This window comes from Paenibacillus sp. JJ-100 (assembly GCF_948329825.1).
Taxonomy (GTDB): domain Bacteria; phylum Bacillota; class Bacilli; order Paenibacillales; family Paenibacillaceae; genus Paenibacillus.
In genome coordinates, this window is the sequence record NZ_CAOJCM010000001.1 from 710,941 (window position 1) to 736,740 (window position 25,800).

The window sequence follows — 25,800 nt, forward strand, 5'->3', positions numbered from 1 at the left end:
AAAAGATATAGCTTTTTAATCATATTCTTGCCCTTGTCCTCATATGATGGGGACAAAGATGGCAGGAGGATGGTGCTGTGAGAAACCAATCCAAAAAACTGGCGTTTGTTCTTGCGGGTGTGGCATCGGTCATGCTAATTGGACAAGTCGACAGTGTACGTACATACATTACGGAGATCCGTGATGGCCCCGGTACCCAAAATGCGTTTGATATGTTTAAAGAAGCAACTGGGGAAGAATCATTGTTATCTGCGATAAAAGATAAGGCAGTCGAAACTCGAATTGCTCCTGTGAATGCGAGAGTTGACCGGGTGTGGAAAGCGATTCCCGGTTATAATGGTCTAGAGATCGACGTGGAAGAAACCTACCGGAGAGCACTTGGTGGCACACTAAACACCAAAATTTCGTATGTATATCGCCAGATTGAGCCCGAAATTCAATTAAAAGATTTAGGAGCTCATCCCGTTTACCGAGGAAACGAAAGTAAACCGATGGTGTCCTTTATGATCAATGTGGCATGGGGGAATGAATTTATTGTTCCGATGTTGGACACGCTTGATGCTGAAAAAGTGAAAGCTACTTTTTTTCTGGATGGAAGCTGGCTGAGCAAAAATGCGGATCTTGCCAAAGAAATTCAGAAGCGTGGTCATGAGCTATCCAATCATGCTTACTCACATCCAAATATGAGTCGTTTGAGTGCCGAACGGGCAAGGTTGGAAATTAGCAAAACGGAAGACCTTCTACAGCAAACACTTGGGGTGAAAAATCATTGGTTTGCACCACCTTCAGGTGATTTCAATCAAAAAACAGTAGATATTGCGGCATCCATGGGACTACAAACTGTTCTATGGACGGTGGATACAGTGGACTGGCGGAAACCAAGTCCGGAATCTGTCATCGCCAAAATCGCAAGCAAAACCGAAGCAGGTTCATTAATTCTAATGCATCCTACAGCCTCTTCGGCAGGGGCGTTGAAAGGTATGATTGATTCGATTCGTGCCAAGGGACTTGAGCTTGGGACAGTGAGTGATACGTTGTCTTCGGAACGGGTAAAGATGGCTTCGGTTGAGTGAACGCCTTTTTTTTGTTAATATCAAAAAGTTGGGACCAAATGTCGATTTCGAATCTTGTATTGTAGAGATCATTGAAATCAAGGCAATTATAGAGATGTAGGAGGGCCAACCGTGAAAAAAATTCAGCTGGGCAATGGCCTCAGAGTCGTGATGGAGCAAATTCCTACCTGTCGTTCCGTGTCTTTTGGAATATGGGTCAAAACAGGTTCACGCAATGAGCAGGCCGAAAATAATGGGGTTTCCCATTTTATTGAACATATGCTTTTTAAGGGCACGGATCGTTTCGATGCCAAAGCCATTGCGGAGCAGTTTGACGCCATCGGCGGTAACGTGAACGCATTTACATCAAAGGAATATACCTGTTATTATGCAAAAGTGTTGGATGAGCATTTGCCGATTGCGGTTGATGTGTTGTCCGATATGTTTTTCCGCTCTAAAATGGATGAGGATGAATTGGTCAAAGAAAAAAACGTGATTTTGGAAGAAATCTCAATGTATGAAGATACGCCTGATGATATGGTTCATGATCTGATGGCTTTGGCGGCATATGGCGAGCATCCACTTGCATATCCAATTCTGGGTACAGAAGAACGCCTTAAAGCGATGGATTCCAGCCATTTACGTGCATATATGAAGGAGCATTACACCATCGAGAACACAGTTATCAGCATTGCGGGCAACATTGATGACAGTGTGATTGATCTGATGGAGAAACACTTTGGGGCGTTTGATGTCAAAGGGGTAACGGAGGAAGTGACAATGCCGGCGTTCCATGGCGGACAACTCTTCCATAAAAAGAAAACGGAGCAGAATCACATCTGTATCTCATTCCCAGGCTGCAAAATTGGAGATCCACTGCAATTTGCTATGGTTGTGTTGAACAATGCGATTGGTGGTGGCATGAGCTCCAGACTGTTCCAGGAAATTCGTGAAAAGCGTGGACTCGCCTATTCCGTGTACTCCTATCACAGTTCTCATGCTGACAGCGGTCTGTTCACGATTTATGCGGGTACGGCTCCGAAACAGACCAAAGAAGTGCTGGATTTGACGAAGGAAGTGCTGAGTGACCTGGCTGTTAATGGTCTATCCGAGGATGAACTGCGTAAAGGCAAGGAGCAGCTGAAAGGAAGTCTGATTCTGAGTCTGGAGAGTACTGGTAGCCGCATGAATCGTCTTGGGAAAAATGAATTGATGCTGGGCAGACACCATACGCTCGACGAAATGATCGCCAAAATTGAGCAAGTTACGATGAATGATATTGACGCTGTACTTGATCTGATGTTCGCGGAACCGTTTGCTCTCGCTATGGTAGGAGCATCAGACAAGTCGATTGCAGGACTGAGAAGGGATGATTTAGTTGCATTACGTTCAAATAAAGAAATTACCAGGTAATGAGGATATCAAGTTGCCTCAAAAAATGTCTGAATTGGCTGCAGGCTTTGATGTTGTTGCTGCACTGGAAGAAGAGGTTGTGCTACAGCCGGGACAGCGTACTTTGATCCCGACTGGACTTGCGATGGCGATGCCAGCCGGACTGGAAGCACAAATTCGTCCGCGCAGTGGACTAGCCTTCAAACATGGAATTACTTGTCTAAACTCACCAGGCACGATTGATGCCGATTATCGCGGTGAGGTCAAGGTGTTACTCATTAACTTGGGTCAAGAGCCGTTTACAATTGTGCGCGGGGAACGCATTGCTCAAATTGTATTCCAGACAGTACCAGCGATTGAACTGACAGAAGTGGCTGAACTCTCGGAGACCGTGCGCGGCGAGGGTGGATTTGGCCACACAGGCAAGTAACGCAAGGCATATCTATACTCTAATCCAATATATAGTTGTTTACTTATACAAACAGTCGTCCTTCGTAGGACGGCTTTTTTGCGTTAAATATAGATTTGGTTCAATTTTTTTTCACCCACTTGTGGGCAGTTGCATACGATAAGGCATACATGTGGTGAAAGGAGTGACGTCCCGATGCTGACTGGAGTCCGGATTGTCGTTCTAGGCGGAGATGCAAGGCAAATAGAAGTCATTCAAAAGTGCGCCGAGCTGGATGCAGCGGTTAGTGTGGTAGGCTTCGATCAACTGGAACGCTTGATTCCAGGCATCGAACACCGCGAACTTGAAGATGATGTGCTTGCTTCTGCTGATGTGCTGGTATTGCCAGTAGTGAGTTGTGATGATCAAGGGAAGATAAGCTCTTCGTTTAGCAGCAACTCCATCTATTTAAAAAAAGAACATATGGCAGCCTTGCCGGAGCATTGTACCGTTTTTACAGGCATGGCAAAACCATTTTTGCGTGAACTCTGTCAGGAAAACGGCCTTCGACTTGTGGAAGTGCTCGATCGTGATGACATCGCGCTATACAACTCCATTCCGACAGCGGAGGGAGCCATTGCCATCGCAATTAAGGAGACGGATTTCACAATACATGGGTCGGAGTGCATCGTGCTCGGCATCGGTCGAACAGGGTTTACTTTAGCCAAAACACTGCAAGGGCTCGGAGCCAATGTACGAGTGGGTGTTCGGCGAAATGAAGATGTTGCTCGCGCAGCAATCATGGGCTGGAAGCCTTTCATGACAACGGATTTAGCCACTCAAACCGGGGATGTTGACTTGATTTTTAATACGATACCGACTATGATAATCACAGCACAAATCCTGTCCAGAACGCCTCAAAAAGCAGTCATTATTGATCTCGCATCTGCCCCTGGCGGCTGTGATTTCAGATATGCCGACAAACGCGGCATCAAGGCACTGCTTGCACCAGGCCTCCCCGGTATTGTTGCTCCCAAAACGGCTGGCGGCATTATTGCCGACGCGCTTATCCGTTTGCTATTGGAAGAACAGAACGCACGGGAGGTTAAATCATGAACTGGCAGGGTAAAACGGTAGGTTACGCAATTACGGGGTCTCATTGCACGTTTGAAGAGGTTATGCCTGTCATTAGTCGTTTTGTAGCCGAAGGAGCGAACGTTGTTCCGATTATTTCGAACTCGGTACTGACGACGGATACACGCTTCGGCACAGCGCAGAATTGGCAAAAACAATTGAAGGATATAACGGGCAATGATATTATCTCTACAATTGTTGACGCGGAGCCTTTAGGCCCCTCTAAGTTGCTTGATGTGATGGTCATTGCTCCATGCACGGGAAATACGACGAGCAAGCTGGCTAATGCAATGACAGACAGCCCGGTACTTATGGCTGCGAAAGCACAGATGCGTAATCAGCGTCCGCTTGTGCTCGCTATATCGACGAATGATGGTCTTGGTCTGAACGCAGCGAATATTGCTAAACTGTTAGTGGCCAAATATTTGTATTTTGTACCATTTGGTCAAGATGATCCAATCAAAAAACCAAACTCGTTAGTTGCCAAAATGGAGCTGATTCCGGAAGCTTGCTGGAGTGCACTTGAAGGTAAGCAACTGCAACCAATGATTGTGGAGCGTGCTTCACAAGCTTAAGGATCACCGACAGGCAATAACGGCTATACGCTAGGAGAATTGATGAAGGGTTCGAGAGACAAAGAAAATCATGGGGGACGATAGTTGCTTATGCAGCTACCTCTAACCACGTTCCTGTTCATAAAGGCATTCCTGCTTGCCGACGATAATCTGACAGCAAGCAGGGAATGTATTTGAAATACATTCATACATGCCGTATACATTGCTGAGATTACGCATCGGAACGCGCCCAAGGGTGATCCATTTGTTGATTTGACCCGTGTCCCATCTTCTTGCGTACACAAATGGAGGAATAAAGATGCGTATTATGGTACAAAAATTCGGTGGCACCTCTCTCTCTACCGTTCAGGCAAGAGAGCATGTGCTCCGGCATGTGAAACGTGAGCTTGAAGCAGGTTTTAACCTGGTAATTGTTGTATCAGCTATGGGTCGTCGTGGCGAACCCTATGCAACAGATACGCTCTTAGACTGGGCTTCACAGAACGGTAACGCACTGTCAGCACGCGAAAAGGATTTACTGCTGTGCTGTGGTGAAATTATATCTGCAACAACATTAAGTAGTTTATTAGAAAATGAGGGCATTCCAACTTCAGTATTGACCGGTGCACAAGCGGGATTTGTGACGGATGACAATTTCGGGAATGCCCGAATATTGGATGTCCGTCCTGTTCGCGTGCTTGAACAGCTTCAATTGGGTCGTGTGGCCATTGTAACTGGATTTCAAGGACAGACGGAGAAGGGGGATTTCACCACACTGGGACGTGGAGGCAGTGATACATCCGCTACAGCTCTGGGAGCTGCACTCCAAGCCGAGATAGTGGATATCTACACGGACGTGAATGGAATTCTTACTGCTGATCCCCGGATTGTGGAGGATGCTCGTCCACTGACCGTAGTTAGTTATGCGGAGATATGCAATATGGCCCACCATGGTGCCAAAGTCATTCACCCGCGAGCGGTTGAGATTGCCATGCAGTCCCAAATACCGGTACGGGTAAGATCTACATTTGCGGATACCGAGGGAACGCTGGTCACACATCCCGAAGGATTTAAGGATGTACAGACAGGCATTATCGACCGTTATGTTACAGGTATTGCTTATGTAAGTAACGTTACGCAAATTACAGTAGATGTTCCTGGCGGTACGGATCACCTACAACTGAAAGTATTTAAATCGATGGCTGAGAATGCAATCAGCGTTGATTTTATTAATGTTACCCCTTCGGGAGTCGTCTATACGGTGTTTGATAGTGATTCCGAGAAAGCGATACGTGTATTACAGGAGATTGGTCTTAAGCCTCAAAGCTTGTCTGGCTGTGCCAAAGTATCCGTTATAGGCGGGGGAATTAACGGAGTACCCGGAATTATGGCTCGTATCGTAGAGTCATTGACACTTGCAGACATTCAGATTCTGCAATCCGCGGATTCCAATACAACGATCTGGGTGCTTGTCAAAAAAGAAGATATGGTTCAGGCCCTGAGGGCACTACACGCCTCATTTGAACTTCACTTGTAAAGACCGAACTTAGAGGAGTCAGGCCTGTTTTGAGGGAGGAAATCAAATTGGACTTTGGAAGATTGATTACAGCAATGGTCACTCCGTTCAATGCACAAGGAGAGATTCATTGGGAGGAAACGGCGCGTCTCATCGATTATCTGATCGTTGATCAAAAGTCGGATACTCTCGTGGTTTCTGGGACAACAGGAGAGTCTCCAACACTAACTGATACGGAGAAAGTTCAATTATTCGAATTTACAGTGAAACATGCGGCCGGACGGTGCAAGATTATTGCGGGAACAGGCAGCAACAACACGGCGCATTCGATTCATATGACACAAGAAGCTGAACGTGTTGGAGTAGACGGGGTATTATTAGTCGTTCCATACTATAACAAGCCAAGTCAGGAAGGCATGTACAGACACTTTGAAAAGATTGCTGCTGCTACTGCTCTGCCAGTGATGCTTTACAATGTGCCCGGGCGTACTGTTGCAAACCTATCTGCCGAAACGACCTTGCGTCTGGCACAAATTCCGAATATCGTGGCGACAAAGGAATGTGCTTCTATGGAGCAGGTGACATTGATTGCAACGAGTGCTCCAGATCATTTTAGAGTGTATTCGGGAGATGATGCAGCGGGTCTACCCGCAATCGCTGTTGGAGCTCACGGTATTGTTAGCGTGGCGAGTCATGTAGTCGGAGCAGAGATGAAGAGAATGATCGAAGCCTTTTACGGTGGTGATCCTCTTGAAGCGACACGAATACATCAGAAGTTATTTCCACTCTTTAAGGGTCTGTTTGAATGTCCACAGCCTTTGCCAAATCCGGTAGCAGTTAAGTATGCTTTGACGTTACAAGGACTGAACGTAGGTTCAGTGCGATTGCCTCTAATTCCGCCAACGGCAGAGGAACAAGATTATATTAAAAATTTACTTCAACTGTAAATATCAGGTTGATTTCCGTGATGCTTTATTCAATGTAAGCATAAACGCTTTGTTTAACGAAAGAACCGCACCTCTGAGAATGAGGCTGCGGTTCTTTTTTTTATAGAGTATCGTAAGGTTTCTTTTTTATTAGGAAGGGGAAACTACAGGTTAACGAGAGAGTGACTTGTTTTTTCTGTTTTTAATCATGTATAATGATGTCAAGTGACTGGGTGCGGTATTTTTTTGAAATTGAAAGCGACATCGTTTTGCTGATGTGGCTTTGCGGTGAAAAAGGAAGGAACGGCTAAGAGGGACAATTCAGATCCAACCTGTTGGTGAAGAGGAATAACTTCGAAGAACTTCTTCCAAATATCGTGAATAAAGGTGTTCTTTTGCATTTAATCCCAATTTTCAGGGAGTAATGCGTGAACTACTTTTCTTAACTTACAATAAATAATAAGGTACGACGTCCAACTACCATAGGAGGTTCAGATTCATTTGTCTAAGAAAAATAATAATAACGAGAAATTGATGATTTTTGCACTGGGCGGCGTAGGCGAAATTGGTAAAAACATGTATGTTATCCAATACGCAAATGACATTGTTGTCGTAGACGCTGGTCTTAAATTCCCTGAAGAAGATATGCTTGGTATTGATATTGTTATCCCTGACATTTCGTACTTGACCGAGAATCGTGATAAAGTACGAGGCATTGTTCTAACTCACGGACACGAGGATCATATTGGCGGTTTGCCATATGTTCTCAAACACTTGAATGTTCCTGTATACGGAACTAAGCTTACTTTGGGTCTCGTAGAGAACAAATTGAAAGAAGCTAATTTGCTGGGTGAGACAAAACGTATTCTCATCAATGTAGATTCAGTGATCGAATTGGGTTCAACGTTGAAAGCATCGTTCTTTGCTACTAACCATAGTATTCCGGATTCGGTCGGCGTATGCGTCGAAACACCGGAAGGTGCAGTTGTTCACACAGGTGACTTCAAATTTGATCATACGCCAGTGAATGGTCAATATGCGGATCTTCAACGTATGGCACAAATTGGGAGTAACGGCGTACTCGCGTTGTTGTCAGATAGTACCAATGCAGAGAAGCCTGGATTCACACCATCGGAGAAAAATGTAGGAATCGTACTGGAAGATATCTTCCGTAAGGCAAGCCAGCGTGTCGTTGTTGCGACATTCGCTTCCAACGTACATCGCATTCAGCAAGTGATCAATGCAGCAGAGGTAACTGGAAGAAAAGTTGCAGTTATCGGACGTAGCATGGTAAATGTGGTTGGAATTGCTTCAGATCTAGGTTATCTTGAGATTCCGGATGGCATGATCATTGAACCGGAAGAAGTAGGCAAAATGGCCGCAGATCGTGTGGTTATTCTGTGCACAGGTAGCCAGGGCGAGCCGATGTCTGCCTTAACGCGTATGGCGCGCTCTACACATCGCAAAGTGGATATCCTTCCTGGAGATACCGTTATCATTGCAGCAACCCCTGTACCAGGTAACGAAAAGTATGTTGGTCGTACGATTGATGAGTTGTTCCGTCTTGGCGCACACGTGCATTACAGCGGTGCTAATAGCGGCGTTCACGTATCGGGTCACGGTAGTCAAGAAGAATTGAAGTTAATGCTCAATCTGATGAAACCGAAATACTTCCTGCCAATTCACGGTGAATTCCGGATGCAGCGTCGTCATGCGGTTCTTGCTGAATCGGTAGGAATTGATCCAGACAACATCTTCATTACAGACATTGGTGAAGTTGTAGAGATTCAAGGTGGAGCAGCGCGCAAAGCGGGTAAAGTAACCGCAGGTAACGTGTTAATTGATGGTCTGGGTGTGGGTGACGTAGGTAACATTGTACTGCGTGATCGTAAACTGTTGTCTCAGGATGGTATCCTTGTTGTTGTGGTCACGCTCAGCAAGCAGGATGGTAAAATTGTTTCCGGTCCTGACATCATCTCTCGCGGATTCGTGTATGTGCGTGAATCTGAAGGACTACTTGATGAGGCTAACCGCATTGTTAGCAGCACATTGCAGAAGCTTATGAGTGAAAATGTGAATGAGTGGGCATCCCTCAAAACGAATGTAAAAGATGCACTGGGACGTTTCCTCTATGAGCAAACTCGTCGCAGACCGATGATTTTGCCAATCATTATGGAAGTTTAAATGAAGATTATCCAAACCTATATATAGGCACACAGTCGCCCCTTTTCTACGAGTAATATTGGACGGTTCCTCGTAGAGAAGGGGCTTTTTTGCGTTTTTAGGGAAATAAGGAACCGTTTTGAAGGAAGATCCATGGAAATGATTGTGCAGGTAAAGTATAAGCTTGTTGGTAGATTCCCCATACTAAGGTAAAGATACACCATTACATCGTTCAGGAGAAGGAGACTGCATAAATGAATAAATACATGAATAACAAGCAAACACCACAATCCAATCAGCCCGAGACAGAGGCTCCAGAGACGCCAATGCAGGAGGAAAAACAGGTTTCACCTGTCACTGAATCGATTCAGCAGTTCGGTCAAACTCAATCGCCAGCTAGTGAATCCAACATTTACTGTATGACGATTATCGGTCAGGTAGAGGGGCATTTGATTTTACCGCCGCAGAACAAAACAACCAAGTATGAACATATCATTCCACAGCTTGTAGCAGCAGAACAAAATCCAAAAATTGAAGGCATACTCATTATTCTCAATACGGTAGGTGGCGACGTGGAAGCGGGGCTGGCCATTGCGGAGATGATTGCTTCTTTGAGTAAACCAACCGTGACGGTGGTTATTGGGGGAGGACATAGTATTGGTGTGCCTATTGCTGTTGCTTCGACATATTCCCTTATTGCTGGAAGTGCCACAATGACGATTCACCCGATTCGTATGAACGGACTTGTGATCGGTGTACCACAAACATTCGAATACATGGAAAAAATGCAGGAACGAGTTGTTCGTTTTGTAACATCACACTCCAACATATCCGAAGATATGTTCAAAGAATTGATGTTTAAGACAGGAGAGTTGAACCGTGATATTGGAACAGCTGTAGGCAGTTCTGATGCAGTAAAATATGGACTGATGGATGCTGTTGGTGGCATTGGTCAAGCAATTACACAATTAAATAAACTTATGGGAGAAAAGAGACAGATGATACAAGCAGGGGGATACACGCAATGACAACGATGTATACCGTCATGCCTCCGGAGCAACTATGGTCAGGAATGTGGACGGAGGCTGAGGAGACAAAAGAGATCCGCATGAATGGTTTGTTGATGCAGGTTAGACCGTTGAATGATACGGAAGCCGTAATTGTACGTCTGCTTGACTGTCCGCTTGAGGCGTATTTGAATCCGGCCAACCTACCGGGCTCAACAGTGCCGCTCTCGGGTAACACGGGTCCAACATAACGCGACGGATTCAGACAAATGGTGCATAAAAAGAACATATGTACGGATTATATTTGTATGGTATAATATTCTTCTGGGGGTGACCTGATTTTGGCCAGAAGAAAAAAGAGGAAAAAGAAGGGTGCCGGATTTAGCGGCGTCTTAAAATATGAAATTTACGGCATTGTGCTTATCACACTGGCTGTTATAGCACTATCGGGAGAAGCCACCGTAGGACGATCGCTTTCCAAGATGTTTGGACTGATGCTTGGTAAGTTTTATTTTGCGATTCCACTGGTGGGTATTTATTACGGTTTAATGGTGATGATTCACCGAAAGTGGCCTAGTGGCTGGACTTCTCGCAAGACTGGACTGGTCTTGCTGGTTTTTGCATTATCCCTAATGAGTACAATTTCCGCAATGCATCAGAAGTTGATCCCAGTTGGGGCACTTGAGCCGGGTGCGGTTTTGACCCAAGTACATAACGATATGCAAACTGAACTTCTAACACCTGCTGCACCGGGGGAACGCGATTCCATGCTGAATAAGGACATCAGTGGAGGATACCTGGGTGCGGGTCAGTTCGCTTTGTTCTTGTGGTTGTTCGGTAGTCTTGGTGCTAGGCTCATTATGATTGTTATGTTTGTGATCAGTTTCATGCTAATTACCAGTTTGTCATATGTGGATTTGATACGGATTTTCCGAACAAAAATCTGGGACGCTGGTAGTTCCATGTACAAAAAGCTGGAGTCAAGACCAGCAAGACGTGTTTCTTCAACCTCTGCGAACGCTAAAAAAGGCAACGCTCGGAAATTGGCAACTGTCCCAGTCGACGACGAAGAGGAAGACGATGAGTACGATCTGTACGATGCCCAAGAAGGGCAACTGCCAAAACGTAAAGCTCCGATCTTCTTCCAACTTTTTGGAAAATGGGGGGCTGGGGCTGAGCGTAAGTCATCAGAATTGAAGAACCCATCTGAAAAGCTGGATGTGCTCGAGTCAGAACAAATTGTTTATCGTGCTGGACAGGAATCGTCTTCGGAGACTTGGTATGAAGAGTCTGAAACGGTAAACAAAGGAACCGCTGCGGCCACAGTAGGTGCGGTAGACCCGGTAGTTCAGTCCAGAGCTGACTCTGCACCGATCATCCGTGACTTTTTTGAACATGTTAGAGCGGAAGACTCACATAAGGATGACGATCTGGATGATGCATATCCGTTCCCGGATGACTTGAGCGATTACGGTAGCACCACGGATCAAGCTGACCGAAACGACATTAAATTTACAGATGAAGTGGTCGAAGCAGATTGGACTGGTGCGCATGGTTCAACAGAGGTGATTCAAGATGAGGCTCATCATCATATATCTGATGGAGAACCTTTGGGAGAGGGAGTTGACCCTGCATCGGAAGAGGGCATTATGGGAGCAGATTCTTTGCAACCAGTCACACCGCCCCCTCCACCACCAAAGCCGTATAAGCTGCCTTCATTCCGTCTTTTGGCCAAGCCTAATAACGGAGGGAAGGGCGGAGACCAGAAAGATTATATGCAGACCGCACGCAAGCTGGAGGCGACCTTAGAAAGCTTCGGTGTACGTGCCAAAGTGCTGGAGGTTGTCCGAGGCCCGGCAGTGACAAGGTATGAAATCCAACCTGATATTGGTGTCAAAGTTAGCCGAATTGTTAGTCTAACGGATGATATCGCTCTCGCCTTGGCTGCTAAGGATATTCGGATGGAGGCCCCGATTCCTGGGAAATCAGCTATTGGTATAGAAGTACCAAATGGTGAGGTGTCGGTAGTAACGATGCGAGAAGTCATGGAGACAGCAACCTTCCAAGAAGCTGAATCCAAAGTGACCATTGCTTTTGGCCGGGATATATCAGGTCAGACCATTATTGGTAACCTGGCTCGAATGCCCCATTTGCTCGTGGCAGGGGCTACCGGATCAGGCAAATCAGTATGTATTAACGGCATTATCACCAGCATTCTGTACAAAGCCAAACCGGATGAAGTCAAATTTCTGATGGTCGATCCCAAAATGGTCGAACTGAATGTATACAACGGAATTCCCCATCTGATGGCCCCGGTTGTGACCGATCCGAAGAGGGCATCGCTAGCACTTAAGAAAATCGTAGTGGAGATGGAGAAAAGATATGAACTTTTCTCCAAATCAGGTACACGTAACGTCGAGGGATACAATAATCTGATGAAGGATAACCCGGCAGCGGTACTTCCTTATATTGTGGTTATTGTAGACGAGCTGGCTGACTTGATGATGGTAGCGGCTGGAGATGTAGAGGATGCGATTGCCCGTCTTGCGCAGATGGCTCGTGCAGCCGGCATCCATCTTATCATTGCTACGCAGCGACCTTCTGTGGATGTTATTACGGGGGTAATCAAAGCGAATATTCCTTCACGGATTGCCTTTGGCGTATCCTCACAGGTCGATTCACGTACTATTCTGGATATGGGTGGAGCGGAGAAACTGCTGGGTCGTGGTGACATGTTATTCATGCCAATGGGTGCATCCAAACCGATTCGTGTTCAGGGTGCATTTATGAGTGATGAAGAGGTCGAGAACATCGTCAATTACGTTCGTGGTCAAGGTGAAGCGCAGTATGATGAATCGCTCGTTCCAGAAGTGGACGACTCCAATCAGGCCACCGAAGAAGTACAAGATGAGCTGTATGAGCAAGCTGTACAGATCATTTTAGAAGCAAAACAAGCTTCGGTCTCACTCTTGCAGCGACGGATGCGGGTTGGATATACGCGTGCCGCTCGATTGATTGATTCCATGGAAGCTAGAGGGATCATTGGGCCGTATGAGGGTAGCAAGCCGCGTGAAGTGCTGGTATCGCTAGAACAGTATCAACAGAACAAAATAAGCTCGTAGAGAAGCGCAGAGGGCCTTCAACCATTATGGTTGGAGGTTTTTTTTGTTGTGGAGAATCGTTGGGGTTTGCCAATTGCTCCAGAGTTCGGCTGATTTGGTGCATAGGAAGCAGGTCTGCTTGTCATAATAACGTTAGCGATTCTGTTAAATCCCACAAGAGAAAGGTAGAGCATAGTCGATGCGAAAAATGAACCTATGGCTTTTCACAGCTATTTTGCTGATCGCTGCGCTGGGAATTCGATATTTACTCCCTGAGCATACAGCACCTCAACAGGCAGTTCAGAACAACACTCCGGCAGAGGAAAAGGCAATGCCGACCTTTAGTAACAATACGGTGAAATACGGCAGTTACGGCCAGGATGTATATGAACTTCAGGGCCGCCTGAAGTATTTGGGTTTCTACAATGGCAAAATTGATAGTAATTTTGGTAGCAGAACGCTTAAATCAGTGAAATGGTTCCAATCCGAATTTGGAATGAAGGTAGACGGCGTGGTTGGAGCAAAAACAAAATTGAAGTTGTACAATGCCAGCACCAAGTGGTCACCTACAGAACCCCCTTTGCATAAAGGCGGATCTACCGGAGGAGGAAGTGGAAATACGGCTAGTAAAGAGCAGGATAATATGGGATCTGCCAATTCACTAGGTCTCACCGAAAACGAAATCAAGATTATGGCAAATGCCGTATATGGCGAAGCACGAGGGGAACCGTTTGAAGGACAGGTAGCGGTAGCTGCTGTAATTTTGAATCGCGTAAATGACCCCAATTTTCCATCTACTCCTTCAGGGGTCATTTTTCAGCCGCTCGCATTTACAGCGGTAGCAGATGGACAAATTTATTTGGAACCGAACGAGCAGGCCAAAAAAGCTGTAGAACAGGCTCTGAATGGATGGGACCCTTCCGGTGGCTGCTTGTATTATTTCAACCCTAGAACAGCTACTTCCAAATGGATTTGGACACGTCCACAGGTGAAAACCATCGGACAGCATATCTTCTGTATGTAATTGGCGGAGAAGCAACCAGAAGCCATGACTTCGGTTGCTTCTTGGCTTTTGAATGGTTTAAAATGGTGGTTACGTTTAAGCTTGATGGGATTGGTTCTAAATGACGCCGTAAAGGGGTTTTGACATTTGAATACCGCAGAATTCGAACGGGGTAGCCAGAAAAAGTTACGAATACATGTACTTCCAACCCAACGTTTCAAAACATTCGCGATTTCCTTGTATGCTGGAGTTCCTCTACGTGAGGAGACGGTTACTCCTGTGGCGTTGACACCGTTTGTACTAAGACGAGGGACCGAATCTTATCCGGAAACAACGCAGTTTCGTGAGCAATTAGAACATCTGTATGGAGCGGGATTTGGTTTTGATGTCTACAAACGTGGCGATTATCAGATTGTGCAGTTCCGCATGGATACCATTAACGATTCTTTTGTCGGCGGCGGAGAGCAGCAGCTTCTGGATCGTTCATTTGCGTTTCTAGGCGAAGTACTGACCAAGCCTGCACGCGAAAATGGGCACTTCAAAACGTCATACGTACAAGCAGAACGAGAGACGGTTCGTAAAAAGCTGGAGTCGATTATTAATGACAAAATGCGTTATGCGGCTGAGCGCTGTATTGAAGAAATGTGCAAGCATGAGCCTTACAGACTTCATCCACTAGGAGAACGAAAAGCGCTACTAGCTATTGATGCTTCCGAGCTAACCTCTTCTTATGAGAACTGGTTAAGGGAAGCGAGTATGGACTTGTATGTGGTTGGAGATACGACCCTTGAAGAAGTGGAAGAACTTGTGCAGCGTCATTTCAATCTGGAACGCACATCTTCCTCCGATTATCAGGCTCAGGCGGCGATTCGTGGGGATGAAGAGACGAATACGGTTATTGAACGGCTGAACATTGGTCAGGGCAAGCTGAATATGGGTCTACGTACGTCCATTACGTATGCAGATGACCAATACGCTGCAGCACTGATGTATAACGGGATTCTCGGCGGGTACCCTCATTCCAAGTTGTTTGTCAATGTTCGTGAAAAAGAAAGCTTGGCCTATTATGCATCTTCCAGATATGATGGGCACAAAGGTATTGCTACGATTCAATCGGGTATTGAAATTCCCAACTATGAAAAAGCAGTGACCATTATCAAGCAACAGCTTGAGGAAATGAAACATGGTCATATCACCGATCTGGAGATGTCACAGACCAAAGCGATGATTCGCAATCTGCTGAAGGAAATGCAGGATGCTGCCTTTGAAATGATTGCTTACGATTTTAACCGTCAGTTGTCTGGTAAGGAGAGAACAGCTGAGGAGTTGCTTGCTCAAATCGAGCAGATCAGTAAGCAGGATGTTCGTGAAGCCGCAGAGCAGTTCCGTCTGGATACGATCTATTTCTTGCGGGACGAGAAGGGGGAGTAATCGTGGAGAGCATTCGGTATGAACATCTTCAGGAAACATTGTATTACGAAGTGATGGATAACGGACTGCATGTTTATATTTTGCCCAAACCAGGCTTCCAGAAAACATATGCCACCTTTGCGACTAAATATGGGTCAGTGGATAACCACTTTCAAGTGGAAGGACAGGACGAAGTGAAGGTGCCTGATGGCATTGCTCATTTTCTGGAGCACAAAATGTTTGAGGAACCAACGGGTGATATTTTTGCAACGTTTGCTTCTCATGGCGCTTCGGCAAATGCATTTACGAGTTTTGATCAAACTGTATACTTGTTTTCGGCAACTGAAAATATAAACGAAAATATACAAACATTAGTTGATTTTGTGCAAAATCCGTATTTCACAGACCAAAATGTCGATAAGGAAAAAGGCATCATTGAACAAGAAATTAATATGTACGCTGATAATCCGGATTGGCGGGTCTATTTCGGGTTAATCGAAGCGATGTATCAAAAACATCCGGTGCATATTGACATTGCGGGCACTGTTGAATCCATTAACACGATTACCAAAGAAACGTTGTATACGTGTTATAACACGTTTTACCATCCCAGCAATATGCTTTTGTTTGTCGTGGGCGGTGTTGATGCTGAGCAAGTCATCGGTATGGTTCGATCTAATCAGGCACAGAAGAATTACGAGCCGCAGGGTCTGATTCAGCGCTTTTTTGAGCCTGAACCCGAGCAAGTTCGAGAGACAAGACGCGAGGCCAGGTTATCCGTTTCCCTGCCAAAATGTTTGTTTGGATTTAAGGAAACAGAAGTTGGGCTTACAGGAGAAGCGCTTTTGCGCCGGGATACAACCACACAGTTGATGATGGATCTATTGTTTGGGTCAAGCACACGGCTGTTTCAGAAGCTTTATGATGAAGATCTGATCTCCGACAGCTTCGGGCACGATTATATCAGTTCCTCACAGTATGCCTTTTCTGCAGTCGGTGGAGATACCAAGGATCCGGATCAACTGTTGAACAGGATGCGTGAAGAAGTGAACGTGTTGGTGGAAAAAGGGTTCGACGCTGCCGACTTTGAACGTGCGCGCAAAAAGAAAATCGGCGGTTATTTACGGATGCTGAATTCACCAGAGAATATCGCCAATGAATTTACGCGTATGCAATTCCGTGGCGGTGACTTTTTCAATATGCTTTCGCTCTACGAATCAATTACGCTAGAAGATGTGAATCAAAGACTAAAAGAGCATATACGCTGGGAACAACTGGCTGTATCGCTCGTTGTGAGTCCTTAACCTGGAGAGGGAACTGGACGATTTAAAAGGGCTATAAGGGCTGAAGTGAACAGCTATTGGGGGGGACGACAATGAAAGCTATTGGGGAAATGACTGTGCTCGTTACCGGCGCAAGTGGGGGAATCGGAGCAGCGATTGCAGAACGATTTGCCAGTGTAGGTATGAATGTTGTATTGCACTACATGAAATCACATGAAGCAGCTAATGAAGCAGCGAGGCGTTGCATGGAGAAGGGGAACGGACGCATTATGACGGTTTCCGCAGATCTTCGCAGCAGGGAACAGATTCAGCGTATGCGGGAGAAACTAGCGTCGCATGAGCTGTTGCCAGATATTCTTGTAAATAATGCGGGGATATCTCATTATGGTCTACTCGCGGATGTGACAGACGAAATCTGGGATGAAGTGATGGCTATTAATCTGAAAGGTACTTTTCTATGTACACAGGAGATGATGCCGCATATGATCTCCCAGCGATATGGTCGAATTATTAACGTATCGTCCATTTGGGGATTGTCAGGTGCATCCTGTGAGGTACTCTATTCGACGACCAAGGGTGGAGTCAATGCCTTTACCAAGGCACTCGCGAAAGAGCTGGCTCCGTCCGGCGTTACGGTGAACGCCGTTGCTCCTGGCGCAGTTCAGACCACGATGTTAGACCACTTGGATCAGAGTGAATTGAAGATGTTGGAAGAAGAGATTCCTGCTGGACGATTGGCGCAGCCGGACGAAATTTCGTCACTGGTTTATTTTCTTGCGTTGCCGGAATCGGGTTATATCAATGGACAGATCATCAGCCCTAATGGAGGATGGTTAACTTAAATCTGTGTTTAAAAGAACAACTTAGCTTAGGCTCCCATTGGGAAGTGAGTACAAGATTAAAGGTATAGTGTTCGTTGTTCAACACGGACCGTTAATTTATTTTAATAGCCTGTATATAAAATGCCCGGCAAGCGCATATTACAACTGTTGATTTTAAATCTCATGCGTCAGCTAAGGAGGATTTATCATGTCAACAGAAAAGACAGTAGTTTCTAACTTTGACACCTGGAAGAAGTTTTTGGGTGATCGCGTACTGCAAGCAGAGAAGATGGGGATGAGTGAAGATACCATCAACAAACTGGCATACGAGATCGGTGACTTCCTTGATGAAAAGGTTGATCCGGCGAATCATTCCAACCGGGCATTGAAGGAACTTTGGGATGTCGGCGATGCAGATGAGCGTCGTACGATTGCGCGCCTGATGGTCAAATTGGCCAAACAAAACGCATAAGTAAGAGGTGAAGAGCTCCCTTAAAGGGGGCTTTTCTCTAATGATTACAAACGGATTACAGAGCTGTTCTTGTAATTCATTTTCATTTTATATATCATTAACGTGACCCATTTTTAGAAGATGATCCAGAATGATGTTCAGTGAACGCGTTCTGACGTTGTCGAATAATGTGGAATAATGCATTACGGGGTGTAAAAATGGAAACTAAACAATGGTATATGGAATATAAAATACATAAGAACAGACCTGGTCTTCTGGGGGATATCGCCTCGATGCTGGGGATGCTTGAAGTTAATATATTGACCATAAATGGTGTGGAAGGAAAAACACGCGGCATGCTGCTTGAATCTGATGATGATGAGAAGATTCGTCTGCTTGGAGAGATGCTTCGTAAAGTAAACAGTATTACAGTATCCGCTCTGCGCCAACCTAAATTGGTGGATATTCTGGCCGTACGTCATGGAAGGTATATTGACCGTGATTCAGATGACCGTAAAACATTCCGTTTCACCCGTGATGAACTTGGGTTACTTGTTGATTTTTTGGGTGAAGTATTTAAAAGAGAAGGTAATCAGGTGATCGGCTTACGTGGAATGCCTCGAGTTGGCAAAACAGAATCCATCATTGCAGGAAGTGTATGTGCCATGAAGCGGTGGACCTTTGTATCCTCTACACTTCTTCGGCAAACGATCCGTAGCCAGATGTCCGAGGACGAATTGAATCCGAATAATGTCTTCATCATTGATGGTATTGTCAGCACCATTCGCTCTAGCGAAAGACATTATAATCTGCTGCAAGATATTATGTCGATGCCAAGCACCAAAGTGATTGAGCACCCTGATATTTTTGTGCAGGAATCCGAGTATGATTACAATAATTTTGATATTATAATTGAATTGCGTAATAATCCTAATGAAGAAATTATTTATGATACGTTTACGGCTAGCTATACAGATGAACTATAAAGCACCGTACGGAATCATGGAATAGATAATCAACAAGTATAGAGATAAACATAAGGAGGAGATGGCATGTCTGAACTGGGTCAGCAGTTAAGAGAGGCCCGGCTGCAAAAAGGGATGAGTCTCGATGACGTACAGGAAATGACTAAAATTCGCAAGAGGTATTTGGAGGCGATAGAAGCAGGGGACTACAAAGTGTTACCTGGTAGCTTCTATGTGCGCGCATTTATTAAAACCTACGCGGAAACAGTTGGACTGAATCCGGATGAGCTGCTGGAAGGGCATAAAAAAGACGTACCTGCAGAAACTGCGGAAGCAACGATGGAACCCGTAATTCAGAAACGCTCAAGCCGACCTACAGAGCGGAGTAATCGGTGGATGTCTGTTGCTCTAATGTGGACATTTCCACTTTTAATTATCGTTCTTTTGTATTTGTATATTGCATCCAATAACGGTGACGATACGGATCCACAAGGATTGGATGATACAAAAATAACAGATAGTCAGAAGCCGGCTGACGATAAGCCTGATCCCCCATCTGATAATGGACAGGTGACTCCCCCACCCGTATCAGATCCTGGAACGGATAATTCAGGTACGGGTGAAGCTGGTGGAAACGGTGGCGGTACTGACGTGAATGGTCAGACTGACGAACCAAATAACGGTCAAACCGATGGACAGACTGATGGACAAAATGGTGAGCAGACCGGTGAGGATCAAGAGGGAGTAACCCCTAGCACGCCGGGCCTAATCACTGTTTCAGAGGATGGGAAATCGGGCAATATTACAAACTTCAAAGTTAGCGGTAGTGCAGGACAGCCTGTAACGGTAACTATCACAGCTACAGGGAAAAGTTGGCTTGAAGTATATAAAGGCGAGAATTCCAGTGGTGAGAAGCTGGAATATGGCAATACAGCCGACGGAGACGTATTCACATTTACGCTGGATGAGGCGGGAATCTACATTAAATCTGGTTATGCGGCTGCAACGACTATTGATGTGGGCGGCCAAGTGGTAACCGATGGAAAAGCGACCAACCGCATTCGTCTCAAGTTGGATACCGATAGTGCTGCTTCGACTACAGGAACTGACGGAACATCTGACATCAATACTGGCGATTCCCCAGCAAGCGGAAATTCCAGTAACGAATAACCTCACTGACTGCAGGAGACAATAAGCTTGTCTTCAATTGCAGTTATCTTATGGTGAAGTGAGGTGGAAGGCCATGACAGTCAGCTGGATCGTAACCGGTTTAGGGATCATTGTCAGCCTCCTGGGTTATTATCTGACTCCAAGTGCCTGGGGTTACGGAATATTGGGCTTTGGGCTTGCACATATCGTTTTGGGTGTGCTGGATATGTTCAGACAACCTGACCGTAGTCGTTATTAGAAGTAGCTGGACTAGTAAGCATTTTTGGCGACCGGACGGTACGCCAAAAATGCTTTTTTCTATGAGCAGTAAGGCTAAAATTAGACTTTTGCTTGACGTTTACTCTATAATGTTACAGAACATATGATAAACTGAAAGGGTGACTCGGTTTGAGTTCAGAAAATTCATTTGATATTGTGTCCAAAATGGACTTGCAGGAACTGACTAATGCTGTTACACAAACGGAAAAGGAAATTGGCAATCGTTATGATTTCAAGGGTAGCAAGAGTAGCTTGAAACTTGACAAGGATGCTTTAACAATTGTTTCGGACGATGAAACCAAATTAAAGGCTGTCATTGAAGTGTTGCAATCTAAAATGGCAAAGCGGGGGCTACCGCTGAAAAACATGGAGTACTCCAAAGTAGAACCTGCTTCATCTGGCACAGTTCGTCAACGTTTGAATTTCAAACAGGGGATTGACCAGGATATAGCCAAAAAGATTAACATTCTGATCCGGGATTCCAAGCTCAAGGTAAAGAGTCAGATTCAGGGGGATCAGCTTCGGGTGACAGGGAAAAGCAAAAACGATTTGCAAGCAGTAATGCAGATGCTTAATGGAGCTAATTTGCCTCTAGACCTGCAATATACCAACTTTAAATAAGAAGTTCCGGTGCAGCAATGTCTTTTTGACACTGTATTGGCGCATATATTATACTAAATGTGCATTGCTGGCAGTCACGCATCAAGTCCAGTCTTCATCGTTTGCTGACTTTGTGAAAAGCAGTACACTTCTGAAAGTCACCGGAGCGTTTCAAAGCGGTTTTGCGTTTGAGCGGTTGACTTTATTTTTGCGTTTCTACATAGGGTTACATGTAAATACAAGTCGACGGTTCAAGCGTTCATTCCTGCTCAGATGATGAATACGGAATTAGGGTGAATGTTTGAAGTAATGGAGGATACAGAGGGAGGGCGTCTTGTGAATTTACCCAACCGGATTACGCTTGCACGAATTTGCTTAATCCCTTTTTTGATGGTGTTCCTGCTCGTGGATTTTCCGTTTTATCCGGAGCCGTTACATCTTGGAAGCTTGGTGCTTCCGTATAACCAATTAATTGCTGCTTTTATTTTTATCGTTGCTGCAAGCACGGATGGAATAGACGGCTATCTTGCAAGGAAAAACAATATGGTCACCAATCTGGGAAAGTTGCTTGACCCTCTCGCAGATAAGCTGCTGGTTACCGCAGTTCTGATTTCACTGGTTCAGATGGGTAAGCTGGATTCATGGATTGCAGTAGTTATCATCAGCCGTGAATTCGCTGTGACGGGTCTACGGCAGATTGCTTTGCTTGATGGCTCGGTTGTTGCTGCGAGTGCTTGGGGTAAATTGAAGACGGTCGTGCAGATCATCGCAATTGTGTTGCTGCTGCTAAACAATTTTCCGTTTTCATACACAGGTATTCATGTTGATGTTATTGCCGTATGGGCGGCAGCTCTGATCACCATCTGGTCTGGAATCGATTACTTTATCAAAAACAAAAATTTGCTTAACCTATCAAAAGCGTAATCATTTATGCTGAAATGGGTAATGATGAAGTACTCATCGGGTTAAAGGGCAATAGGAACTGTTCCTATTGCCCTTTGATTACTCAACAAGTACACAGGAGGATACTGAAATGAAGGCAGAGATTATCGCAGTCGGGACAGAGCTATTATTAGGACAAATTGTGAATACGAATGCCAGATACCTTTCCCGGGAACTTGCTGCTATGGGGATCGACGTGTATTTCCAGACGGTGGTTGGAGATAACCTCAATAGACTCAGCGAAGCGATACGTATCGCTACGGGACGAGCAGACATTATCTTATTTTCCGGAGGCATTGGCCCCACTCAAGATGATTTGACCAAAGACGCACTAGCTGCTGTATTGAATCGAAACTTGCATATAGACCGCATGGCGATGGACAAAATTGAAGGATTTTTCCGGGATCGGAATGTGGAGATGACAGAAAATAATCGGCGTCAAGCTATTGTCATTGAAGGTGGGACACCTTTGGCGAATGAGACAGGGCTGGCTGCTGGTAATGCTATTGCTGATAATGGTAAATTTTATGTCGTTATGCCTGGACCACCCAAAGAACTGATCCCTATGTTTGAGCAAGAAGTGAAGCCTTGGTTGTTCCAGCATGCTCTTACAGAAGAAATGCCGATATATTCCCGTATGTTAAAATTCGCTGGAATTGGTGAGTCTGCGTTGGAAGATCGGTTGCTGGACCTTATTGACGGACAGACAGATCCTACAATCGCTCCCTATGCGAGTGAGGGGGAAGTGACTGTACGTGTATCCACCAAGGCCGCAACTGAAGGAGAAGCCAAGCTGAAGCTAGACACCATGGAGGCGCAGATCCGCGAACGTTTGTCCGAACATCTCTACGCTAACGAGGATGTACCTATTGAGTACACGATTGTTACTATGATGTCAGATATGGGTCTGACCTTGAGTGCAGCTGAAAGCTGCACAGGAGGACTTGTAATGCAGAGCCTTACTTCTGTGCCTGGTAGTGCATCTATGCTGAAAGGCGGCATTGTATGTTATTCCAATGAGATAAAGGAAAAGCTGTTGAATGTACCGCATAGTTATCTGGAAGGCAAAGATGCACCTGGCGCGGTTAGCCCTGAAGTCGCAAAAGTTCTTGCAGAGCAGGTACGTATGATTGGTGATGCAGATTTCGGTTTGGCTATTACGGGGGTTGCTGGTCCAGGATATTCGGAACGTAAACCGCCAGGACTTGTGTTTATCGCTTTGGCTGAACGCGGGAAAGAAACAGAGATTCACGAACTGCGCATCAATGGTAATCGGGAGACAGTCCGCATTCGTTCGGCAAAAGCAATTTTGTATCGACTGTGGAAAAAATTAGTGGCTATTGATTAATTAGAAGGTTGCTGATTGCATTTGCATGATTAAGGAAGAGGCAGTATAATGGATAGAGACGGAAGAACCGTAAAATGAGGCTTTTCAGCCTTGTTTACGGTTCTTTTTCTATTTTTATATTGATTTTCATGAGGAAGAGGCGCCTCGGCCTGAACAAAAAAAACGAATGTATGTTCGAAAAAAAGCTTGGCAAACGAGTTAAAACAAGGTATCATTACATTATAAACAGTAAAGGGTGTGAGTTTATTGTCAGACCGTCGTGCTGCGCTGGATATGGCGCTCCGTCAAATAGAGAAGCAATTTGGTAAAGGTTCCATTATGAAACTGGGTGAGTCAACTCACATGAATGTGGAAATCATCCCCAGCGGATCTTTGGCTTTGGATATTGCATTAGGAACAGGCGGCTTGCCTAAAGGCCGTATTGTTGAAATATATGGACCTGAGTCTTCAGGTAAAACAACCGTTGCATTGCATGCAATTGCAGAAGTTCAGCGTGTTGGTGGACAAGCTGCGTTTATCGATGCAGAGCACGCACTTGATCCGAATTATGCAAGCAAACTGGGCGTTAACATTGATGAATTGCTTTTGTCTCAACCGGATACAGGAGAGCAGGGATTGGAGATTGCCGAGGCTCTTGTACGCAGTGGTGCAGTAGACATTATTGTTATCGACTCTGTAGCAGCTCTCGTACCAAAAGCAGAGATTGAAGGCGAAATGGGTGATTCCCACGTAGGTTTGCAGGCACGTTTGATGTCCCAGGCATTGCGTAAATTATCCGGTGCGATTAGCAAATCCAAAACAATTGCCATCTTTATCAACCAGCTTCGTGAAAAAGTGGGTGTTATGTTTGGTAACCCGGAAACGACACCTGGCGGCCGTGCGCTGAAGTTCTATTCCACGGTTCGTCTCGACGTACGCCGTATCGAGAGTATCAAATCAGGCAATGACATTACAGGTAACCGTACTCGTATTAAAGTTGTTAAGAATAAAGTAGCACCTCCGTTTAAACAAGCAGAAGTTGATATTATGTATGGTGAGGGTATTTCCAGAGAGGGAAGTATCATTGATATCGGTACAGAGCTGGATATCGTGAATAAAAGTGGTGCTTGGTACTCATACGAAGGCGAACGTTTGGGCCAAGGCCGTGAGAATGCGAAGCAGTTTATGAAAGAACATAAAGAGATCGCGGATGTGATTGAGCAAAAAATTCGTGAAGCCAGCAATTTGACGACTGCTGTTCCCGTACCAACTAACGAAGAACAGGAAAAAGAAGCGGCTGAAGAACAAGAGTTATTCGAAATTAACGAGTAATTTTTCTCTACGTGTCAGATGATCCTGTCTTCTGACACGTACAGAGCTTGTATAAGCGAACGCTAATGCTTACCTAGTTAAATAGGAATAGTTTCTTGCGATGCTAACAGCCTCTGTCCATTTCGGACAGAGGCTGTTAGCATCTATGCCATAGGTGACCTGAAGTACAGGATACAATAGAGGGGAATCGGTTTTCTTACCCCGAGATTGCCAATAGGAGCGTGAAGATCATCGTGAAACATCCACATAACGAGTATGGAGATGATGAAAAACTTGAAGAAGATCTGCATGAACAAACACAGTTGGACGGCATTTCTCATCTTCCAGAAGATGAAGAGCTTATGATTACCCGTGTAGAGCGTACCAAAAGCAGGGAAGCACGTTATCGGATTTCATTCGGCATATATTCCATCACCGTCCTTGAAGATGTGATGATCAAATACAGAATGACACGTGGCAATATCTTCATGAAGAAAGATCTGGAGGAAATTGTCGTAGCCGATGAACGTCAACGTACGTATGTTCAGTCTTTGCGCTTTTTGGAGTTTAAGCAACGAACGCGTCATGAATTAGGCCAAAAGTTGAAGCAAAAAGAGTTTGCGCCACCGATCATTGAGGAAGTATTGGATCGATTAGAACAAGAAAAGCTCGTCGATGATGACCTGTTTGCTAAGGAATGGACAAGACAGCGTATGGAGGGACAGCGGAAGGGAAAACTGTGGATAAAGCAAGAATTGCGTCAAAAAGGCATTGCCAATGAACTTATTGCAGAAGTATTAGACGAGGTAAGTCCCGACGCAGAATTGGAAACGGCAATGGTAGCTGGCCGTAAAAAGTGGAAACAGGTTCGTGGAGATGTACAGGAGAAGAAACGTAAAACGTTCCCTTACCTGATGCGGCGTGGTTTTAGCATGGATATGGTACGTCGTGTTGTGAATCGTTTAATTGAAGAAGATGGAGCGGAAGATGCCGAAGATGATGAGGCTTTGTTATGGGACTAAACGC

Annotated in this window: 24 protein-coding genes; all 24 read left to right on the top strand. The window is 45.2% G+C overall.

Features of this window, described 5'->3' with window-relative positions; translation table 11 throughout:
- Window positions 1–77: 77 nt before the first annotated feature.
- The 24 genes from PQG66_RS03525 (at window position 78) to PQG66_RS03640 (ending at window position 25,796) form a co-directional block, all read left to right on the top strand.
- Entirely contained in the window at window positions 78–1,073 is a 996-nt protein-coding gene (locus PQG66_RS03525; RefSeq protein ID WP_272035162.1) for a polysaccharide deacetylase family protein, read from the top strand.
- 111 nt (window positions 1,074–1,184) lie between these two features.
- Window positions 1,185–2,465, top strand: a complete 1,281-nt coding sequence (locus PQG66_RS03530; RefSeq protein WP_272035168.1) for a M16 family metallopeptidase — start codon at window positions 1,185–1,187, stop codon at window positions 2,463–2,465.
- Window positions 2,431–2,874 carry a dUTP diphosphatase gene (dut, locus tag PQG66_RS03535; protein ID WP_272035170.1) on the top strand — a complete coding sequence of 148 codons (444 nt, stop codon included), beginning with the start codon at window positions 2,431–2,433 and terminating at the stop codon, window positions 2,872–2,874. Before PQG66_RS03530 ends, dut begins: the two co-directional genes overlap by 35 nt.
- A gap of 174 nt (window positions 2,875–3,048) precedes the next feature.
- The gene (gene dpsA, locus PQG66_RS03540) at window positions 3,049–3,948 is read left to right on the top strand and encodes a dipicolinate synthase subunit DpsA (RefSeq protein WP_272035171.1); all 900 of its coding nucleotides are present in this window, start codon (window positions 3,049–3,051) and stop codon (window positions 3,946–3,948) included.
- The gene (locus PQG66_RS03545) at window positions 3,945–4,541 is read left to right on the top strand and encodes a dipicolinate synthase subunit B (RefSeq protein WP_272035173.1); all 597 of its coding nucleotides are present in this window, start codon (window positions 3,945–3,947) and stop codon (window positions 4,539–4,541) included. The genes dpsA and PQG66_RS03545 overlap by 4 nt, the downstream gene beginning before the upstream one ends.
- A gap of 298 nt (window positions 4,542–4,839) precedes the next feature.
- Window positions 4,840–6,057 (top strand): aspartate kinase, encoded by a 1,218-nt coding sequence (gene dapG, locus PQG66_RS03550; protein ID WP_272035175.1) that lies wholly within the window; start codon window positions 4,840–4,842, stop codon window positions 6,055–6,057.
- Between the two features lie 47 nt (window positions 6,058–6,104).
- Window positions 6,105–6,983 (top strand): 4-hydroxy-tetrahydrodipicolinate synthase, encoded by an 879-nt coding sequence (gene dapA / locus PQG66_RS03555; protein ID WP_272035177.1) that lies wholly within the window; start codon window positions 6,105–6,107, stop codon window positions 6,981–6,983.
- Window positions 6,984–7,496: 513 nt separating this feature from the next.
- Entirely contained in the window at window positions 7,497–9,146 is a 1,650-nt protein-coding gene (locus PQG66_RS03560; protein ID WP_442955031.1) for a ribonuclease J, read from the top strand.
- 245 nt (window positions 9,147–9,391) lie between these two features.
- Complete coding sequence (locus PQG66_RS03565) at window positions 9,392–10,153, top strand: ClpP family protease (protein WP_272035180.1); 762 nt, start codon at window positions 9,392–9,394, stop codon at window positions 10,151–10,153.
- Window positions 10,150–10,383: a YlzJ-like family protein gene (locus tag PQG66_RS03570; RefSeq protein WP_272035183.1), complete on the top strand. Its 234-nt coding sequence runs from the start codon at window positions 10,150–10,152 to the stop codon at window positions 10,381–10,383. Before PQG66_RS03565 ends, PQG66_RS03570 begins: the two co-directional genes overlap by 4 nt.
- A 90-nt stretch (window positions 10,384–10,473) precedes the next feature.
- Window positions 10,474–13,254, top strand: a complete 2,781-nt coding sequence (locus PQG66_RS03575) for an FtsK/SpoIIIE family DNA translocase (protein ID WP_272035185.1) — start codon at window positions 10,474–10,476, stop codon at window positions 13,252–13,254.
- A gap of 178 nt (window positions 13,255–13,432) precedes the next feature.
- Window positions 13,433–14,257, top strand: coding sequence for a spore cortex-lytic enzyme (sleB, locus tag PQG66_RS03580; protein ID WP_272035187.1), 825 nt, complete (start codon window positions 13,433–13,435; stop codon window positions 14,255–14,257).
- A 126-nt stretch (window positions 14,258–14,383) separates the two neighbouring features.
- Complete coding sequence (gene yfmF, locus PQG66_RS03585; RefSeq protein ID WP_272035189.1) at window positions 14,384–15,667, top strand: EF-P 5-aminopentanol modification-associated protein YfmF; 1,284 nt, start codon at window positions 14,384–14,386, stop codon at window positions 15,665–15,667.
- A 2-nt stretch (window positions 15,668–15,669) separates the two neighbouring features.
- Window positions 15,670–16,950: an EF-P 5-aminopentanol modification-associated protein YfmH gene (yfmH, locus tag PQG66_RS03590; protein WP_272035191.1), complete on the top strand. Its 1,281-nt coding sequence runs from the start codon at window positions 15,670–15,672 to the stop codon at window positions 16,948–16,950.
- 71 nt (window positions 16,951–17,021) lie between these two features.
- Complete coding sequence (gene ymfI, locus PQG66_RS03595) at window positions 17,022–17,771, top strand: elongation factor P 5-aminopentanone reductase (protein ID WP_272035192.1); 750 nt, start codon at window positions 17,022–17,024, stop codon at window positions 17,769–17,771.
- A gap of 187 nt (window positions 17,772–17,958) precedes the next feature.
- Window positions 17,959–18,222 carry a DUF3243 domain-containing protein gene (locus PQG66_RS03600; RefSeq protein ID WP_272035194.1) on the top strand — a complete coding sequence of 88 codons (264 nt, stop codon included), beginning with the start codon at window positions 17,959–17,961 and terminating at the stop codon, window positions 18,220–18,222.
- Between the two features lie 197 nt (window positions 18,223–18,419).
- Window positions 18,420–19,187 carry a DUF3388 domain-containing protein gene (locus tag PQG66_RS03605; RefSeq protein ID WP_272035196.1) on the top strand — a complete coding sequence of 256 codons (768 nt, stop codon included), beginning with the start codon at window positions 18,420–18,422 and terminating at the stop codon, window positions 19,185–19,187.
- 66 nt (window positions 19,188–19,253) lie between these two features.
- The gene (locus PQG66_RS03610) at window positions 19,254–20,336 is read left to right on the top strand and encodes a helix-turn-helix domain-containing protein (RefSeq protein ID WP_272035202.1); all 1,083 of its coding nucleotides are present in this window, start codon (window positions 19,254–19,256) and stop codon (window positions 20,334–20,336) included.
- Window positions 20,337–20,409: 73 nt separating this feature from the next.
- Window positions 20,410–20,574, top strand: coding sequence for a hypothetical protein (locus PQG66_RS03615; RefSeq protein WP_272035204.1), 165 nt, complete (start codon window positions 20,410–20,412; stop codon window positions 20,572–20,574).
- A 149-nt stretch (window positions 20,575–20,723) separates the two neighbouring features.
- Complete coding sequence (locus PQG66_RS03620; RefSeq protein WP_272035206.1) at window positions 20,724–21,215, top strand: YajQ family cyclic di-GMP-binding protein; 492 nt, start codon at window positions 20,724–20,726, stop codon at window positions 21,213–21,215.
- A 315-nt stretch (window positions 21,216–21,530) separates the two neighbouring features.
- Window positions 21,531–22,118 carry a CDP-diacylglycerol--glycerol-3-phosphate 3-phosphatidyltransferase gene (gene pgsA / locus PQG66_RS03625; protein WP_272035208.1) on the top strand — a complete coding sequence of 196 codons (588 nt, stop codon included), beginning with the start codon at window positions 21,531–21,533 and terminating at the stop codon, window positions 22,116–22,118.
- 109 nt (window positions 22,119–22,227) lie between these two features.
- The gene (locus PQG66_RS03630) at window positions 22,228–23,484 is read left to right on the top strand and encodes a competence/damage-inducible protein A (protein ID WP_272035210.1); all 1,257 of its coding nucleotides are present in this window, start codon (window positions 22,228–22,230) and stop codon (window positions 23,482–23,484) included.
- A gap of 246 nt (window positions 23,485–23,730) precedes the next feature.
- Window positions 23,731–24,795 carry a recombinase RecA gene (gene recA, locus PQG66_RS03635; protein WP_272036447.1) on the top strand — a complete coding sequence of 355 codons (1,065 nt, stop codon included), beginning with the start codon at window positions 23,731–23,733 and terminating at the stop codon, window positions 24,793–24,795.
- A gap of 233 nt (window positions 24,796–25,028) precedes the next feature.
- Window positions 25,029–25,796 carry a regulatory protein RecX gene (locus PQG66_RS03640; protein WP_272035212.1) on the top strand — a complete coding sequence of 256 codons (768 nt, stop codon included), beginning with the start codon at window positions 25,029–25,031 and terminating at the stop codon, window positions 25,794–25,796.
- The last annotated feature ends 4 nt before the right edge of the window (window positions 25,797–25,800 follow it).